The 15,841-nt window shown below is 61.3% G+C and carries 15 protein-coding genes; 8 read left to right on the top strand and 7 right to left on the bottom strand.

The window, feature by feature from the left end; genetic code table 11:
- The first annotated feature begins 25 nt into the window (after positions 1–25).
- The 3 genes from ligA to CYG48_RS08355 all read left to right on the top strand — a co-directional run bounded on the left by ligA (position 26) and on the right by CYG48_RS08355 (position 3,409).
- Complete coding sequence (gene ligA, locus CYG48_RS08365; RefSeq protein ID WP_118849961.1) at positions 26–2,185, top strand: NAD-dependent DNA ligase LigA; 2,160 nt, start codon at positions 26–28, stop codon at positions 2,183–2,185.
- A gap of 70 nt (positions 2,186–2,255) precedes the next feature.
- Complete coding sequence (locus CYG48_RS08360) at positions 2,256–2,846, top strand: 3'-5' exonuclease (RefSeq protein ID WP_118849960.1); 591 nt, start codon at positions 2,256–2,258, stop codon at positions 2,844–2,846.
- A 71-nt stretch (positions 2,847–2,917) separates the two neighbouring features.
- Positions 2,918–3,409, top strand: coding sequence for a CreA family protein (locus CYG48_RS08355; protein WP_118849959.1), 492 nt, complete (start codon positions 2,918–2,920; stop codon positions 3,407–3,409).
- A 44-nt stretch (positions 3,410–3,453) separates the two neighbouring features.
- On the opposite strand, the gene CYG48_RS08350 is transcribed toward CYG48_RS08355, so the two are convergent.
- Positions 3,454–3,921, bottom strand: a complete 468-nt coding sequence (locus tag CYG48_RS08350; RefSeq protein ID WP_118849958.1) for a chemotaxis protein CheW — start codon at positions 3,919–3,921, stop codon at positions 3,454–3,456.
- A gap of 120 nt (positions 3,922–4,041) precedes the next feature.
- Here CYG48_RS08350 and CYG48_RS22475 point away from each other — a divergent pair, with 120 nt between their 5' ends.
- The 3 genes from CYG48_RS22475 to CYG48_RS08340 all read left to right on the top strand — a co-directional run bounded on the left by CYG48_RS22475 (position 4,042) and on the right by CYG48_RS08340 (position 5,863).
- Positions 4,042–4,185 (top strand): hypothetical protein, encoded by a 144-nt coding sequence (locus CYG48_RS22475; protein WP_199925258.1) that lies wholly within the window; start codon positions 4,042–4,044, stop codon positions 4,183–4,185.
- 131 nt (positions 4,186–4,316) lie between these two features.
- Complete coding sequence (locus CYG48_RS08345; protein WP_118849957.1) at positions 4,317–4,916, top strand: SCO family protein; 600 nt, start codon at positions 4,317–4,319, stop codon at positions 4,914–4,916.
- A 68-nt stretch (positions 4,917–4,984) separates the two neighbouring features.
- A complete protein-coding gene (locus tag CYG48_RS08340; protein WP_118849956.1) occupies positions 4,985–5,863 on the top strand; it encodes a 50S ribosomal protein L11 methyltransferase in 879 nt (292 codons plus the stop codon).
- A gap of 178 nt (positions 5,864–6,041) precedes the next feature.
- Here CYG48_RS08340 and CYG48_RS22470 read toward each other — a convergent pair whose 3' ends face one another.
- Positions 6,042–6,215, bottom strand: a complete 174-nt coding sequence (locus CYG48_RS22470; protein WP_199925257.1) for a hypothetical protein — start codon at positions 6,213–6,215, stop codon at positions 6,042–6,044.
- Between the two features lie 247 nt (positions 6,216–6,462).
- Here CYG48_RS22470 and CYG48_RS08330 point away from each other — a divergent pair, with 247 nt between their 5' ends.
- The gene (locus tag CYG48_RS08330) at positions 6,463–8,295 is read left to right on the top strand and encodes an aminopeptidase P family protein (protein WP_118851557.1); all 1,833 of its coding nucleotides are present in this window, start codon (positions 6,463–6,465) and stop codon (positions 8,293–8,295) included.
- Here CYG48_RS08330 and CYG48_RS08325 read toward each other — a convergent pair whose 3' ends face one another.
- The 3 genes from CYG48_RS08325 to pncA all read right to left on the bottom strand — a co-directional run bounded on the left by CYG48_RS08325 (position 8,296) and on the right by pncA (position 10,066).
- Entirely contained in the window at positions 8,296–8,610 is a 315-nt protein-coding gene (locus CYG48_RS08325; RefSeq protein WP_118849954.1) for an AzlD family protein, read from the bottom strand.
- Between the two features lies 1 nt (position 8,611).
- Complete coding sequence (locus CYG48_RS08320) at positions 8,612–9,337, bottom strand: AzlC family ABC transporter permease (protein ID WP_118849953.1); 726 nt, start codon at positions 9,335–9,337, stop codon at positions 8,612–8,614.
- 102 nt (positions 9,338–9,439) lie between these two features.
- Positions 9,440–10,066 (bottom strand): bifunctional nicotinamidase/pyrazinamidase, encoded by a 627-nt coding sequence (gene pncA / locus CYG48_RS08315; RefSeq protein WP_118849952.1) that lies wholly within the window; start codon positions 10,064–10,066, stop codon positions 9,440–9,442.
- A gap of 421 nt (positions 10,067–10,487) precedes the next feature.
- Here pncA and CYG48_RS08310 point away from each other — a divergent pair, with 421 nt between their 5' ends.
- The gene (locus tag CYG48_RS08310; RefSeq protein WP_118849951.1) at positions 10,488–11,888 is read left to right on the top strand and encodes a DUF2778 domain-containing protein; all 1,401 of its coding nucleotides are present in this window, start codon (positions 10,488–10,490) and stop codon (positions 11,886–11,888) included.
- Positions 11,889–11,942: 54 nt separating this feature from the next.
- On the opposite strand, the gene CYG48_RS08305 is transcribed toward CYG48_RS08310, so the two are convergent.
- Both CYG48_RS08305 and CYG48_RS08300 read right to left on the bottom strand, forming a co-directional pair.
- Positions 11,943–13,088, bottom strand: a complete 1,146-nt coding sequence (locus CYG48_RS08305; RefSeq protein WP_118849950.1) for an amidohydrolase — start codon at positions 13,086–13,088, stop codon at positions 11,943–11,945.
- A gap of 80 nt (positions 13,089–13,168) precedes the next feature.
- The gene (locus CYG48_RS08300; protein WP_118849949.1) at positions 13,169–15,679 is read right to left on the bottom strand and encodes an ATP-dependent helicase; all 2,511 of its coding nucleotides are present in this window, start codon (positions 15,677–15,679) and stop codon (positions 13,169–13,171) included.
- Positions 15,680–15,841 lie beyond the last annotated feature (162 nt).

Here is a 15,841-nt window from a genome sequence, read left to right as displayed (position 1 = left end):
TCCTCAAGTTCGAGGAGTGCGCATCATGTCTGCCGAAAAGACACCCGTGGAAAACCTCAGCGAAGAAGAGGCGGCAGCGGAGCTAGCCTTTCTCGCGGCAGAGATTGCGCGCAATGACGAGCTTTATCACGGACATGATGCGCCTGAAATTTCGGATGCCGAATATGACGCGCTGAAGCGCCGCAACGACGCGATCGAGAAGCGTTTTCCGCAACTGGTGCGCGCTGACAGCCCATCGATCAGGGTGGGGGCAGCGCCTCTGCCGACCTTCGCGCCGATTACCCATTCGCGGCCGATGCTGTCGCTCGACAACACGTTTTCGGATGAAGACGTGCGCGATTTCGTGAACTCCGTTTATCGCTTCCTCGGTCGCCTGCCGGACGGCTCGATCGCCTTTACTGCCGAGCCAAAGATCGACGGCCTTTCCATGTCGATCCGCTACGAGCTGGGGCGGCTGGTGAATGCCGCAACCCGCGGCGATGGCACCACCGGTGAGAACGTCACCGAGAACATCAAGACGATCAAGCAGATCCCGAACCGCCTGCCGGACGGCGTACCGGATGTCGTGGAGGTTCGCGGCGAAGTCTACATGACCAAGAGCGACTTCCTGGCCTTGAACGAGAAGATGGCTGCGGAGAGCAAGCAGACCTATGTGAATCCGCGCAACACGGCGGCAGGGTCGCTGCGCCAGCTTGACCCGAAGGTGACGGCAAGCCGCAACCTGAAATTTTTCGCCTATGCCTGGGGCGAGATGTCGGAAATGCCGGCCGACACCCAGATGGGCATGGTCGAGAAGTTCAAGGAATGGGGTTTTCCGGTCAATCCGCTGATGAAGCGGTTGAACGCGGTGGAAGATATTATTGCCCACTATAAGGATATCGGCCTCAAGCGCCCTGATCTCGACTACGAGATCGACGGTGTGGTCTACAAGGTAGACCAGCTCGATCTGCAGGCGCGTCTGGGCTTCCGCTCGCGCTCGCCGCGCTGGGCGACCGCCCATAAATTCCCGGCCGAACAGGCATTCACGCATGTGGAGAAGATCGATATCCAGGTTGGCCGCACAGGGGCGCTGACGCCTGTCGCGCGCCTGACGCCGGTCACGGTGGGTGGCGTGGTCGTCACCAATGCGACGTTGCACAATGAAGACTACATCAAGGGCATCGGCAATTCGGGCGAACGGATCCGTGAGGAGGAGCACGATATCCGTGTCGGCGATACCGTCATCGTGCAGCGGGCAGGGGATGTGATCCCGCAGGTGCTGGATGTCGTCATGGAAAAGCGGCCGGCCGATGCCGTCCCGTATGAGTTTCCGAAGAAATGCCCGGTCTGCGGCAGCCATGCGGTGCGCGAAAGAAACGAGAAGACGGGCAAGCTCGATTCCGTCACCCGCTGCACGGGCGGCTTCGTGTGCCGGGCGCAGGCGGTGGAGCACCTGAAACATTTCGTCTCGCGCGCCGCCTTCGATATCGAGGGGCTCGGCGCCAAGCAGATCGACTTTTTCTTTGAGAGCGACGATCCGGCTCTGCAGGTGCGCACCGCAGCCGACATCTTCACGCTGAAAAAGCGTCAGGAGGCATCTCCGCTGACGAAGCTCGAGAATATCGAAGGTTTCGGCAGGGTGAGTGTCCGCAAGCTGTTTGACGCGATCGATGAGCGCCGCTCGATCGCGCTCCATCGGCTGATCTATGCGCTCGGCATCCGCCATGTGGGGGAGACGACGGCTAAGCTTCTGGCGCGGGCCTACGGCACCTATGAGAGCTTTGAATCAGCCATGAAGAGTGCGGCTGATTTCTCCGGCGAGGCATGGCACGACCTCAACGCCATCGAAGGCATCGGTGAAGTCGTTGCCCGCGCGATCATAGAGTTCTTCAAGGAGCCGCGCAATATCGAGGTGATCGACCGGCTGCTCGCCGAAGTTACCCCGCAGGCTGCCGAACAGTTGGCCGCGAGCTCCAGCCCCGTCGCCGGCAAGACAGTGGTCTTCACTGGTTCGCTCGAAAAGTTCACCCGTGATGAAGCGAAGGCTCGTGCGGAAAGCCTCGGCGCCAAGGTGGCAGGGTCAGTGTCGAAGAAGACCGACTATGTGGTGGCGGGGCCGGGAGCCGGCTCCAAGCTGGACAAGGCGCGAGAGCTCGGCGTTGCGGTGATGGACGAGGATGAGTGGCTAGCCTTCATCGGCGGCTGAGCGGCCGCTGATCTTTGCCGAATCGCTCCGGCGTCTGTAAGCAATGGGCGGGACTACACGGGGCCGACCATTGAAAACCATCGCCATCGATTTCGAAACCGCCAATGAACAGCGTGGCAGCGCCTGTTCGGTCGGGCTTGCCTGGATCGAGGACGGCGAGGTGGTTCGGGTCGAGGAGCGGCTGATCCGCCCAAAGGACATGCGGTTCTCGTCCTTCAACATAGCCGTCCATGGCATCAGGCCGGAGCATGTCGAGGATGCCGGCGAGTTTCCTGAGGTGATGGACGAATTCGCCGATGACTTTCGCGGTGCGACGATGATCGCGCATAACGCTGCGTTTGACTTCAGCGTCTGGCGCGCCTGCCTCGATCTCTACCGGCAGCATTATCCGGAGCTTTCCTACCTCTGCAGCGTCAAGATGGCGCAAAAGGTCTGGCCGCACCTTGGATCGCACAAGCTGAACGTCCTTGCTCAGCATCTTGGCTTGCGTTTCGCGCATCACAATGCGGCTGAAGACGCCGCGGTCTGCGCCAAGGCGGCAATCGCGATTACCCGTTCGCTAGGGGTCGCGCATGTGCGCGATGTGCCCTCGATGATCGGCATGAAGATCGGCCAGCTTTTCGCGGGCGGCTATGCTCCCTGCACCATTCGGTTGAAGTAGCTCAAGGCTGCTTGTTTCGCGGCCGGCTAATCCTATCTCTGATCACGTATCGTTTACCGGAGATAGCCCGCATGAACCGCCTCAGCAGATTTCTATCCACCCTCATAGTCGCGGCAGGTGCTTTGACGCTGCCGGCGTCTGCGCAGGTGGTGGGCGAGGTGGGTGTCGACTGGATCGGCAATGACATCATCATCGAAGCGGTGCCCGATCCGCAGATCAAGGGCGTCACCTGCCACGTCACCTATTTCGAGCGTGGGATCATTGACCGACTGAAAAACGGCAACTGGTTCGAGGATCCGTCGAACAACTCGATTTCGTGCCGCCAGACGGGCCCGATCGAGATCGACAAGATCAACCTTGGCAAGGGCGGCGAGGAGGTGTTCCGGCAGGGCCGTTCGCTGATCTGGAAGGATCTGCTCGTCAAGCGCATCTACGACAAGACGAATGACACGCTGATCTACCTGGCACATTCGCGCCAGGTCGTGGACGGCTCGGCCAAGATGGCGATTTCCACCATTCCGCTCTACGGCCAGGAAGTGACCTGGAAAAACGGCAAGCCATGAGGTGACACGGCAGGCGCCGCGTCGTCGTCGAGTGGTTTCTCGGCTTAGGCTGCTTCGCGCGACAGTTCGTCAGCGATGACGGTATCGAGATTGAGGAAGCAGACCATGGTCTTTTCCAGCGCCACGATGCCGCGGCAGAAAGCGCGCTGCGTTTCCGGAATGATTTCCGGCGCCGGCTGCAGGTCTTCACCCTTGATCGTCATCATGTCGGAGACCTGCTCGACCAGGAGGCCCACCAGCTTTCCGCGGATGTCGGTGACGATGATGGCCGAACGTTCCGAAGGTTCGGTCATCTTCATGCCGAGGCGGCAGGCCATGTCGATTACGGGAATCACGGCGCCACGCAGGTTGATGAGGCCCAGTACGTATGGTGGCGTGTGGGGCATCGGCGTCACCGGAGCCCAGCCGCGAATTTCGCGGATCGCCATGATATCGATGCAGAATTCCTGGTCACCAAGGTGGAACGAGACAATCTCGAGATAGGCACCGGACTGCTTGATGGCGTTCGTCATGTCAGAATTCCCATTTCCGTCGTTGGGATTGGTTTATCAGCTAGACGTTAATGCACGGCTAATCTTGTTTGACGGTTGCGTCCTCTTCCTCAAGGGCGGCAAGCGTTGTAGAATTGGGTGATGAGCACGAGCCACCTTCCGATCATGATGGGTTTCGGCCTCCTCCTTCTCGGGATTGGTGGCGCGGCCTTCTATGGCTGGATGCAGCATGGCTCCTCCATCCTGCTGTCGCTTGCGGAAACCGGGATGTCCTGGTGCTTCTGATGCCACCGGCGGGTGGGACAAATCAGCGCTTTTGACCTTCAAACAGTTTGTTGAGTTGCGCGGCGCAGACTTGGGGTTTAGGCCACGCATCAACGGATGCTCCCTCACGCGCTGAAACCGACGAGTTACTGATGAAGACCTTTCGCATTGTTCTTTGGATCGCAGTGGTGGCGCTGGCTGGGGTGCTGGTCTTCCTGACGCTTACCATCACGCAGTCCAAGCAGCAGTTGGCCGAAGGACCGTTCGGCGTACCGTTCCAGCTCGTTGCGCAGGATGGCCAGCCGATTACCGAGAAGGCGTTCCAGGAGAAGCCAACGGCGCTGTTCTTCGGCTTTACCCATTGCCCCGAAGTCTGCCCGACGACGCTGTTCGAGTTGAACGGCTGGATGCATAAGGTCGATCCGGACGGCACCAAGCTCAACGGCTTCTTTGTCAGCGTTGACCCCGAACGCGACACACCGGAATTGCTTGGCCAGTACGTGTCCAACGTCACCGACCGGGTGAAGGGCATTTCGGGCCCGCCTGCGAAGGTGAACGAGATGGTGAAGGGCTTCAAGGTTTATGCCAAGAAGGTGCCTGTTGATGAGAAGGACCCGGACGGCGACTACACCATGGACCACACGGCATCCGTTTTCCTGCTCGATAACGGCGGCCGGTTTGCCGGCACGATCGCTTATGGCGAGAATCCGGACACGGCGATCAAGAAGCTTGAGAACCTCATCAACGGCTGACGCCTTGAAGCCGGGGCCGATTGTGTGGCAATCCTCCGGCATCCAAATATTTGCAGTGAGACCCACCCTTGAGCGAAATCCGCCTTTACGTCACGTCCACCGAAAAGGGTGCGGCCGAGATTCTCGATATCTTGAGCGAGGTCTTCGGTGAGGAAGATTTCGCCATCGCCACCACCGAGGTGGACGAGAAGCGGGACATCTGGGAAGCCTCCGTTTACATGATGGCCGAGGACGAGGACATGGTGCGCGAGCGCGTGGCCGAAGGTCTTCGTCATGCCTTCCCGGATGCTGTCATCGAACGCGAAGTCATCCCCGATGTAGATTGGATTGCCAAGTCACTGGAGGGTCTGAAGCCTGTCAGGGCAGGGCGGTTTCTGGTGCACGGTTCCCACGATCGCGACAAGGTGAGGGTGAACGATCTCGCGATCGAGATCGAAGCCGGCCAGGCGTTTGGCACCGGTCACCACGGTACCACGGCCGGCTGCCTGGAGATGATCGAACAGGTGGTGCGGGCGCGTCCCGTTCGCAACGCCTTGGATCTCGGCACCGGCAGCGGCGTGTTGGCGATCGCCGTGCACAAGCTGAAGCCGGTGCCTGTGCTCGCAACCGATATCGATCCCGTCGCCGTGCGGGTGGCGAAGGAAAATGTGCGCAGCAACGGCATTGCGAGCGGGATCAGCCTGGAAACGGCGCCCGGCTTCCATTCGCCAGCGTTTGATCGCCACGGCCCCTTCGATCTCATCATCGCCAATATCCTGGCTCGCCCCTTGATCAAGATGGCGCCGCAGCTGGTGGCGCATCTGGCGCCCGGCGGCTCGGTTATCCTATCGGGGATCTTGGCGGAGCAGCGCTGGAAGGTTCTGGCGGCCTATAGCGGCGTTCGCCTCAGCCATATCCGCACGATCTGGCGCAACGGCTGGGTGACTATCCACCTGCGCAAGGACTGAGCCCGGCGCGAACAAGTTTGATAGTTGAAAGCAAAGAAAAAGCGGCACTTGGAGGTGCCGCTTCAGATCAGCTGTGAGGCCGATCATGTCCGCGAGCTGTGGGAGGAACTGCTCGAGCGGACCTCGTATTCTGAAAGCGCAGGCGGATGAGGGAGGAGATCTCCGCCCGTGCCTTGGATCAGAATACGTAGCTTTGTGCACCCTTGCGGCGGAGTTCTTCGCGGCTGGTGCCGAGGCCCTTCAGGGTCTCGTCGTCGAGGCCGAGCAGGGCGCCATTAACATAACGGGCAACCTGACGTTCGCGGGCTTCGACGACACGGTTCAAAGCATTGCGGAAGAAGGAGCTTGCCATGATGATGATCCTTTGGAGGCGGGCCTTGTTCGGCGCCCGTCTGATGATCCGTATATAGCTAATGCTGCAGCGCACAGTCAGAGGGGCTGTTACAATGGTGCCATGCATCATCTGCATGGGTGTCGGCTGAGCTGCCACCTGATGCGGCAGCTGCTGCTCAAGATGACGGCATCGTGGGTGCTGGCAGAGCACGCCCGACTTCAGCTAACATATGGCATATCGCAAGAATCAGACGCGGGTCCTGTTCATGTTCCAATCCTTTGAAGTCAAATCCACCCCACAGTTCGGGCGAGGCCGCGTCCAGTCCTTGCGCGCGAAGTTCGTTGAGCTCGGAATCGATGGTTTCCTGGTGCCGCGTGCCGATGAATACCAGGGCGAATATGTGCCGCCATGCGCCGAGCGCTTGTCGTGGTTGACGGGTTTTACGGGCTCCGCTGGCATGGCGCTGATCACGCAGCGCGAGGCGGTGGTCTTTGTGGATGGCCGTTATGTCACCCAGCTTGCGGAGCAGGTTGACCAGGAGGTGTTTACCGGCGGTGATCTCGTCAACGAGCCGCCGCATGTCTGGCTGCCGCGAAATGCGCAGAAAGGCTTTCGCCTGGGCATCGACCCGTGGCTGCATGCCGGTGCGGAAGTGCGCCGCCTCGAAAAAGCGTTGGCCGAAATCGGTGGGCAGCTGGTGCTGCTCCCCATAAATCCGCTCGATGCGCTCTGGACGGATCGCCCGGCGGAACCTCTCGGCGCCGTCGCCATCCAGAAACATGAGCATGCGGGGATTCTGGCTACGGAAAAGATCGCGAAGATTGCCGCTCAGGTGAAGGACAAGGGGGCGGCGGCTGTCGTCATCACCGATCCGTCCTCCGTTGCTTGGATCTTCAATATCCGTGGCGAGGACGTACCGCACACGCCGCACCCGCTTTCGCGGGCGATCATCTCGGCCGACGGCAAGGCCGAGATCTTTCTCGACAAAGCAAAGACTGGGATTGAGCAGACCGCATACCTTGCGCAGATGGCGGACCAGTGTGCGCCTGCAGAATTTCTCGACCGCCTTTCGGCTCATGCCGCCAATGGCGGAAAGCTGCTCGTTGATCCGGATCTTGCACCTCTCGCCGTGACCGAGGCGATCGCCGCTGCCGGTGGCGAAGTGCTGGAAGCAACCGACCCTGCCAAGCTGCCGCGCGCCTGCAAGAACCAGGCGGAACTGGAAGGTTCGGCGAAAGCGCATCTGCAGGATGGCGCGGCCATGGTGGAGTACCTGTACTGGCTCGACAGCCAAACGTCGGGTACGCTGACAGAAATCGATGCGGTGAAGGCGCTGGAAGCTGCGCGTGCTCGCGTCGGCCAGAACATGCAGAACCCGCTCAAGGACATTTCCTTCGAAACGATTTCCGGTGCCGGCGAACATGGCGCGGTGATCCACTACCGGGTCAGCACGGAAACCGACCGCAAGCTCAATGCGGGAGAGCTTTTCCTCGTTGATTCAGGCGCCCAATATGTCAACGGCACCACGGATATCACCCGCACGGTTGCGATCGGCGAGGTGCCGGACGAGCAGAAGCGTTTCTTCACGCTGGTGCTGAAAGGCATGATTGCGATCAGCACCGCCCGTTTCCCGAAAGGAACGCGAGGGTGCGACCTCGATCCTCTGGCGCGGATTGCGCTCTGGAAGGCGGGTGCGGACTATGCACATGGCACTGGCCACGGCGTGGGCTCATATCTTTCGGTCCACGAAGGGCCGCAGCGGATTTCGCGGCTTGCAACGCAGGAACTTCTGCCCGGCATGATCCTGTCCAACGAGCCGGGCTATTATCGTCCCGGTTCCTTCGGGATCCGCATCGAGAACCTGGTCTTCGTGAAGGCGCCGGAAGATATCGCTGGGGGCGACCAGCCGATGCTGTCGTTCGAAACGCTGACATGGTGCCCGATCGATCGGCGGCTTGTCGTGACGTCGATGCTGACGGTCGAGGAACTCGACTGGCTGAATGCCTATCATGCGGACGTGCGTGAAAAATTGCTGCCGCTTCTGGATGACGCGGCGGTCAAGGACTGGTTGGTGAAGGCGACCGAACCGCTCGCCTGATCAGAGCCCGAAGAGGTGGCGGCAGACCATGGCCGCCGCCCATCCGGCGCCGAGCATCAAGAGGCCCGGGTAACGCAGGCTGACGACCATTGCGACGAACATGGCGATCTTGAAGTCCCAGCCGCCGTTGAAGAAGGCGGGCGCCACAAGCGTCGTCAGGACGGCCGCAGGCACCGCATTCAGCGCCTGCTCGACACGCGGCGGGATCGTGTTCATCCGCGTGATCAGGATGTAGCCGCCGATGCGCGTGAGGAAGGTCGCGACTGCAGCCGCAAGAATGAGGAGCGACATTTCGAGGGAGACCTGGAAATCCATCTTACGTCTCCGCCTCGGTTGCTGCTGCCGGTACCTCGCCAACCACCTCCTGCTGTAGCGGCAAGGCTGCGGCAACAATGACGCCAACGGCTGCCCCGATGCTGACATGCCAAGGCGAGCCGACGAAATGGTAACCGAGCACTGAGCCTGCCGCACTGGCGATGACGGTCGGGTAGAAACCGGGCTTGCGGCGGAAGCCTACAACAAGGCCGAGGAAGTAGATCGGCAGAAGCGCGTCGATTGCGAAAACACGTGGGTCGCCCATCATTCGCCCGAAGAAGGCGCCGACCATGCTGAAGAACAGCCATGGGAAATAGATCGTGCCACCAAAGCCGATATACCAGGCGAAGCTGACGCCCCGCCCGCTTTCGCCCCGGTTGACGCCTTCGGCAAACTGCGGGTCGGTGAGCAGGAAGAAGGCGAAGAACTTCTGCAACGGCGTGAAATGGGTGATGAAGCGGGCAAGCGCCGCCGAGTAGAGAATGTGGCGGAAGTTGACGGCGAAGACCGATAGCACCACGAGCCAGGGTGCAACATGGTGGCCGAACAGTTCGATGCCCACCAACTGGCTGGCGCCCGCATAAACGATGGCGCTCATCAGGCCGGCTTCGGCGACCGAGAGGCCATTGTCGGCGGCGACGGCGCCAAACAGCACCGCGAATGGCGCAGAGGAAAGGGCGATGATCATGCCGCCCTTCAGCCCCTCGCTCAGTTCATTACGATTCATTATGGAGTTCCCTTCGCCCCGGCTTTAGGGCCACGGGTTCTCCGGTGCAATTCAATTGGGCTGATAGGACAATCGATTCCGCTGAACTATTGCATCAGCAAGTCAGTCGGAAAGGATGTCGCTGCTGTTGCAGATGGCGATGCCGCGCGACTGCATTTCCTCGATTGCGGCCCGCACGGCCTGCGGATCTATGCCGCGGCTGGCGTCCTCAATGAAGCGCACCTTGACGTTCGGTAGCATCTCGATTGCGTCGAGCGCGGAGAACTTGACGCAATAATCGGTGGCGAGGCCACAGATGTCGAGTTCCGTCACCTGCTGCGCCCTGAGGTAACCGGCGAGGCCGGTGACCGCCGCCTGGTCATTGTCCCGGAAGGCAGAGTAGCTGTCGACGGCAGGGTTCTCGCCCTTCTGCTGGATGTAGTCCACTGCATCGATATTGAGATCGGGGTGAAACTCGGCATCGGGTGTACCCTGAACGCAGTGATCCGGCCACATGACCTGCGGGGTGCCGCAGAGTTCGCCCATCTCGAAAGGCTTTTTTCCTTCATGCTGGGAGGCAAAGCTGCCGTGGTTTTCCGGATGCCAGTCCTGCGAGGCGACGATGACATCGTAACCGCCATCCTCGATGAGGCGGTTTGCGACCGGCACGACTTCGTCGCCGTGGGGAACCGGCAGGTTTCCACCCGGACAAAAACCGTTCTGGATATCGACGAGCAGCAGCGCCTTCATCAGCCATTCCTCCTTCGCTTGGAAATACCATGCCAAGGGGGCGGCTCCCAGGCAACCATATTCAAGTCTCTGCGGGTGGTTCAGCCCAGAAGAACGTGACTCGATTTCAGTTGAAGTTGCAGGTTCTTGTGGCTAAGAAACAACAGTTGAGGGACGTGGACGCCTTAATCTGCACGCGATGGTCATGCCATTGCCGCATTTCGGCTAAACTTCCGGCCGCATGCTCTTTTAACCATTCGACTGAAGTTCAGAATCGGGGCGGCGTAAAGACATTGGTTACCATATCCGTTCATTCTCACATTCGAGCTGATGGCTTGGGTGAGGGACGTAATCCTTCAGCCCGACCGGGTCACAGCCTTTGTGTCGGCAGCCTTGCGCAAGCATGGGCCGCCTGTGTGAGTAACGGTTTGGGTAACGAGTGATGGCGGGTTCGGTTCCGAAAGCAGTCCATGGCAAGCAGGTTCGCAAGACGACTGCACGCCGGAAGAAATCCCGCTCCCTTCTGACAAATGTCGCACTTGGCGTGGGTATGACGGTGGGCGCGCTCGTCTGCGCCTCCATGGCCACGATGGCGACAGCGGTCAAACCAGCCTCCGAAGTAAAGATCAATGTGGCGATGCCGAAGCCGGCCGCCACGATGGCATCGCTCGGCAAGGTCGCGCTTGCCGCTGGCCACCTGAGCCGCGGCCCCATCGACATAGACGTGAATAAGTTCTCGCGGCTTCCGGGCAGCAGTCCGGCCGAGCCGAAGGCTGGTCGCCTTGAAGGTGCCGCGGCCGCAGCACTCGCCGCGCGGCGCCCGGAACCTGCCGATGTTCAGGTTGCGCTGCAGGCGGCTCTTGCGAGCGCCGCCCGCAACCGCGCAATGGACCAGCAGTTCGCAGCGCTCGAGAAAAGCCGCCCGGGCGCGGACCAGGTCCGCTCCATCCTGGGTTCCGCGATGGCGAGCCTCGTGGTCGTGGCACCGCGCGGCGACAGCAGCCTGCCAGACCTGATCCAGGATGCGGCGCCGGCCACCTCGGTTGCCGAGCTCAAGGACATGAAGCCGGTCGAAATGGCCGCGTTGGAAGATACTTCTCTTGAGGAGGAGACGGAAGAAACCGTCGTCGCCTCGCTGCCCGAGCCTGCTCCGGTGGAAACCCACTCTCTGCCGAAGTCTGGCCCGCTGCCGGTAATCCGTCCGTCGACATCGCTCGCACAGGCTGAAAAGCCGGCGAAGCCAAATGCGCTGGCTGCCATCGCCGCTGTTGCGCCGCAAAAGCCGCGTGGCAACGATGACGACAAGCCGACTGCGCTTGCCTTTGCCAAGCCCGACAACCCGATGCGCCAGGAGCCGTCGCGTCCGGCGCCGTCTGCGCCGAGCTGGCCCGGCATCGGTTCGAAGGTCGCCATCTACGACATCACCAACGGTGTTGTTCACATGCCGAACGGCACGAAGCTCGAGGCGCATTCCGGCATCGGCAGCATGCGTGACAACCCGAAATATACCCATGTAAAGATGCGTGGGCCGACCCCGCCCGGCACCTACAAGCTTTCCATGCGCGAGAAGCTATTCCACGGCGTTGCCGCAATCCGCCTGACTTCCGTTGATGGCAAACATCCGCAGAACCGTACAGGTCTTCTCGCTCACAGCTACCTGCTGCGCGTGAAGGGTGACTCGCATGGCTGCGTTGCCTTTGCCCAGTACGACAAGTTCCTGAAGGCTTTCCAGCGCGGCGAGATCACGCACATGGTGATTGTGCCCAAGTGGGACGGCAAGCGCCCGGGCGGCGGCTCCAACGGCAACTTCCTTGCCAAGCTTTTCAGCGGCAGCGACGCCTGACCTTGAAGAAAGCCGCTGGCTTGCCAGCGGCTTCAACCACTTGTCCCAATCCGGTTACCCGAGAAGGTCGCGTGCGGCGCGCATGAAGATCCGTGTGCCGATCGGGATGAGATCGTCCGGAAAATCGTAGTTCGGGTTGTGCAGGGCTGCGAGATTTTCGCCGGCCCCGAGGAAGAACATGGCGGATTTCGAGACCGCCGCAAAGCGCCCGAAATCCTCCGATGCCCGCAAAGCCAGCCCCGGCTCGTGGCTTATGCCCTCGGCCTCCAGCGCCGCACGCAGGATCCTCGTTGCTTCCGGGCTGTTTTCCGAGTGGTCGAAGATGTCGTGATATTCCAGCTGGAATTCCAGCTCGCCATCGCCCGCCACCTTCCGAACCAGCGTTTCCGCCGTGTTCGTCAGGGTCGCCATCTCGTCGTCAGTGATGGTGCGCAGCGTTACCCAGACTTCGGCGTAACCGGGCGCGATGCCGAAAGCAGGTTCGCCGATCACCGCATGCGTCACGGTCGCAAGCACCAGATCCTCGCCCGCGACCGTGCCGCGGCTAAGGCTTGTCAGGGCGGTCATCAACTGCGCCACGGCAGGGGCAGGCGAGATGCCTGTTTCCGGCATGGAGGCATGCGCGGTGCGGCCCGACAGCTTGATCTTCAGGCCGCGCGAGGCGCAGTTGACCACGCCTTCCTTCAGCCAGACATGCCCGAGCGGCAGGCCCGGAAAGTTGTGCAGCGAAAAGCTGTAGTCCGGCTTCACCTTGGAAAAACGCTCGTCCGCCAGAACGGCGGCAGCGCCCGAACCATCCTCCTCCGCCGGCTGGAACATGAGCACGACGCGTCCGCTCTTCGGCCGCTCGCGCCCGAACTGGCGACCGAGCGAGGCAAGTATCGCCGTGTGCCCATCATGGCCGCACATATGGCTCTTGCCGGCGATCTTGGAGCGGTGTGGGAGGTCGCTGATCTCCTCGATAGGCAACGCGTCGAGTTCGGAGCGGAAGAGCACGGTGGGGCCGGGCTTGCCGCTGTCGTATACGGCGGCGACACCGGTGCCGCCGAGGCCGGAAATCACCTGGTCCGGGTTGGTCGGCGCCAGGAAAGCCTGGACTTCGGCGGCGGTCGCCACTTCCTCACGAGAGACTTCCGGCATGGAGTGCAGCTTGCGCCGCCAGGCCGTCAGCTCGATCATGTCTTGGTTGGTGAGATACATGGCCGCCTCCGCACGAATGGATCCTCTGGTTTCAGAGGTAACCGGGGTGGCCTGTTTCTGCAAGCAAAGTGGGGTGGGCGCTATGCCCGCTCCACAAATCCCTCCAGCACCCGCTTTTGTCCGGCGCGGTCGAAATCGATCGTCAGCTTGTTGCCTTCGATGGCCGAGATATTGCCGTTGCCGAACTTGATGTGGAAGACCCGGTCGCCGACGGAGAACTGCGACGGCACGTCCGCCACCGATTTTGCGACCAGTTCGCCGTCGATGGTGCGGCCACGAGGTCCGCTTTCGCCGTAACCGATCCGCTCGATCGAATGGCCGGAGCGGCTGCCCCAGTTGTCGCGGGTCGCGTCGGTTTTGTTGGCCTGGGCGCGTTTCCAGCCGGGCGTCGAATAACTGTTGGCGAAGGGATCTGCCTTGTCGAAGCGCGACTGGCCATAACCGCCGCGACCGCCGTATCCGCCGTAGTTGGTTTCGGAGGCTGCGACATCCACGTGCGCCTGCGGCAACTCATCCAAGAAACGTGACGGCATGGTCGACTGCCAGAGGCCATGGATGCGCCGGTTGGACACAAACCAGATATGGCAGCGGCGCTTGGCGCGGGTGATGCCGACATAGGCGAGGCGGCGTTCTTCTTCGAGCCCGGAACGTCCGCCTTCATCGAGCGCCCGCTGGTGCGGGAAGAGGCCTTCCTCCCAACCGGGCAGGAAGACGGTGTCGAATTCCAGCCCCTTGGCGGAATGCAGCGTCATGATCGAGACGGCGTCGAGGTTTTCGTTCTGCTCGGCGTCCATGACAAGCGACACGTGCTCCAGGAAGCCGCGCATGCTCTCGAATGCTTCCATCGAGCGGATGAGTTCCTTCAGGTTTTCCAGCCGGCCCGGTGCTTCTGCCGATTTGTCGGCCTTCCACATGTCGGTATAGCCGCTTTCTTCCAGGATCTGTTCCGCCAGGTCGAGATGCGGAGTCGATTCAAGCCGTTGACTCCAGTTCCTGAAGCTTTGCACGACATCGAACAGCGCCTTGCGTGGCTTGGGCTTCAACTCGTCGGTCTCGACGATATCGGCAGCGGCCTGCAGCATCGGGATGTCACGGGCACGGGCGTAGTCATGGAGGTAACGGATCGTGGTATCGCCCAGCCCACGCTTTGGCGTGTTGACGATGCGCTCGAAGGCGAGGTCGTCGGCGGGCTGGCAGACCAGGCGGAAATAGGCCATGGCGTCGCGGATCTCGAGCCGCTCATAGAAGCGCGGACCGCCGATGACGCGGTAGTTGAGGCCAAGTGTGACGAAGCGGTCTTCGAACTCGCGCATCTGGAAGGAGGCGCGCACCAGGATCGCCATGTCGTTCAACGCATGCTTCTTGCCCTCGCTTCCCGGAATGCCGTCGCCACGCTGCAGCCGCTCGATCTCTTCGCCGATTGCACGGGCCTCTTCTTCCGAGTCCCAGGCCGCGTGCACCATCACCTTTTCGTCATCAGGGTTTACCCGATCCGTGAAAAGCGTCTTGCCGAGCCGGCCTTCGTTATGGGCAATCAGGTGGCCGGCCGTGCCGAGGATATGTTCGGTCGAGCGGTAGTTGCGCTCCAGCTTGATAACCTTGGCGCCGTGGAAATCCTTTTCGAAGCGCAGGATATTATCCACTTCCGCGCCGCGCCAGCCATAGATCGACTGGTCGTCGTCACCCACGCAGCAGACGTTCTGCGGCACGCCCTGCGGTCGTTGCGCCAGAAGCCGCAGCCACATGTATTGCGCCGTGTTGGTGTCCTGGTACTCGTCGACGAGGATGTATCGGAACCGCTGGTGATATTCCTTCAGGAGGTCCGGCGTCTTGCGGAAGATCGCGATCGGGTGGAGCAGCAGGTCGCCGAAATCGCAGGCATTCAAGGTGCGAAGGCGCGCCTGGTAGGCGGCGTAAAGTTCGCGACCTTTGCCATTGGCGAAGGCGCGAGCGTCACCCTCAGGAATGTCGGCAGGCAACAGGCCCTTGTTCTTCCAGGTGTCGATCATGCCGGCGAACTGCTTGGCCGGCCAGCGCTTGTCATCGAGCCCTTCCGCCTGGATCAATTGCTTGATCAGCCGCACCACGTCATCGGTGTCGAGAATGGTGAAGTTGGAGCGCAGCCCTGCCAATTCCGCGTGGCGGCGCAATAGCTTGACGCCGATCGAGTGGAAGGTGCCAAGCCACGGCATGCCTTCCACGGCACCACCGACCAGCATGCCGATGCGCTCCTTCATCTCGCGGGCAGCCTTGTTGGTGAAGGTCACCGCCAGGATCTGGCTCGGGAAGGCTTTCCCGGTTGCAAGGATGTGGGCGATGCGGGTGGTGAGCACGCGCGTCTTGCCGGTGCCGGCGCCTGCGAGCACGAGCACGGGGCCATCCGTCGTTTCAACGGCTTCCCGTTGCTCCGGATTAAGGCCCGAAAGATAATCGGGCGCCTCGCGTTGGCCACCGCGTGCGGCCATGGCGCGGGCAGCGATACCCAAACCGCCTGCGGCAGCCTGAGGCCGTTCTCCCGGCGCTTGCGGCTTGCGCGCTGCCGGTTCGTCTTCGTCACCGAAGAACGGAATGTCGTCGAAACTGTTAGTCATGCGGCCAATGTAATGATTCGGGCCCGAAAGGCTAGGAAGCGTTCTTCTTTTATTCCCAGTCTTTCCGCAAGAGGCGGCTAAAGTGTGTCGGGAGCATGCATCCCGCACATGGCGGGAGCGTCGGCTGCATGTTCTTCGGGCATGGGAAAGGCAGATGAAACT

The organism is Neorhizobium sp. SOG26 (genome assembly GCF_003491345.1).
GTDB lineage: Bacteria > Pseudomonadota > Alphaproteobacteria > Rhizobiales > Rhizobiaceae > Neorhizobium > Neorhizobium turbinariae.
This window is presented reverse-complemented; position numbering and strand designations above follow the sequence as displayed.

What these genes read in the sequence shown, in the direction of transcription:
- CYG48_RS08320 (WP_118849953.1), bottom strand. Translation starts at nt 9,337, where the DNA reads ATGAATCGTAATGAACTGAGCGAGGGGCTGAAGGGCGGCATGATCATC.
- pncA (WP_118849952.1), bottom strand. Translation starts at nt 10,066, where the DNA reads ATGAAGGCGCTGCTGCTCGTCGATATCCAGAACGGTTTTTGTCCGGGT.
- CYG48_RS22470 (WP_199925257.1), bottom strand. Translation starts at nt 6,215, where the DNA reads ATGGCAAGCTCCTTCTTCCGCAATGCTTTGAACCGTGTCGTCGAAGCC.
- CYG48_RS08355 (WP_118849959.1), top strand. Translation starts at nt 2,918, where the DNA reads ATGAACCGCCTCAGCAGATTTCTATCCACCCTCATAGTCGCGGCAGGT.
- CYG48_RS22475 (WP_199925258.1), top strand. Translation starts at nt 4,042, where the DNA reads ATGAGCACGAGCCACCTTCCGATCATGATGGGTTTCGGCCTCCTCCTT.
- CYG48_RS08300 (WP_118849949.1), bottom strand. Translation starts at nt 15,679, where the DNA reads ATGACTAACAGTTTCGACGACATTCCGTTCTTCGGTGACGAAGACGAA.
- CYG48_RS08310 (WP_118849951.1), top strand. Translation starts at nt 10,488, where the DNA reads ATGGCGGGTTCGGTTCCGAAAGCAGTCCATGGCAAGCAGGTTCGCAAG.
- CYG48_RS08350 (WP_118849958.1), bottom strand. Translation starts at nt 3,921, where the DNA reads ATGACGAACGCCATCAAGCAGTCCGGTGCCTATCTCGAGATTGTCTCG.
- CYG48_RS08345 (WP_118849957.1), top strand. Translation starts at nt 4,317, where the DNA reads ATGAAGACCTTTCGCATTGTTCTTTGGATCGCAGTGGTGGCGCTGGCT.
- CYG48_RS08325 (WP_118849954.1), bottom strand. Translation starts at nt 8,610, where the DNA reads ATGGATTTCCAGGTCTCCCTCGAAATGTCGCTCCTCATTCTTGCGGCT.
- CYG48_RS08305 (WP_118849950.1), bottom strand. Translation starts at nt 13,088, where the DNA reads ATGTATCTCACCAACCAAGACATGATCGAGCTGACGGCCTGGCGGCGC.
- CYG48_RS08330 (WP_118851557.1), top strand. Translation starts at nt 6,463, where the DNA reads ATGTTCCAATCCTTTGAAGTCAAATCCACCCCACAGTTCGGGCGAGGC.
- ligA (WP_118849961.1), top strand. Translation starts at nt 26, where the DNA reads ATGTCTGCCGAAAAGACACCCGTGGAAAACCTCAGCGAAGAAGAGGCG.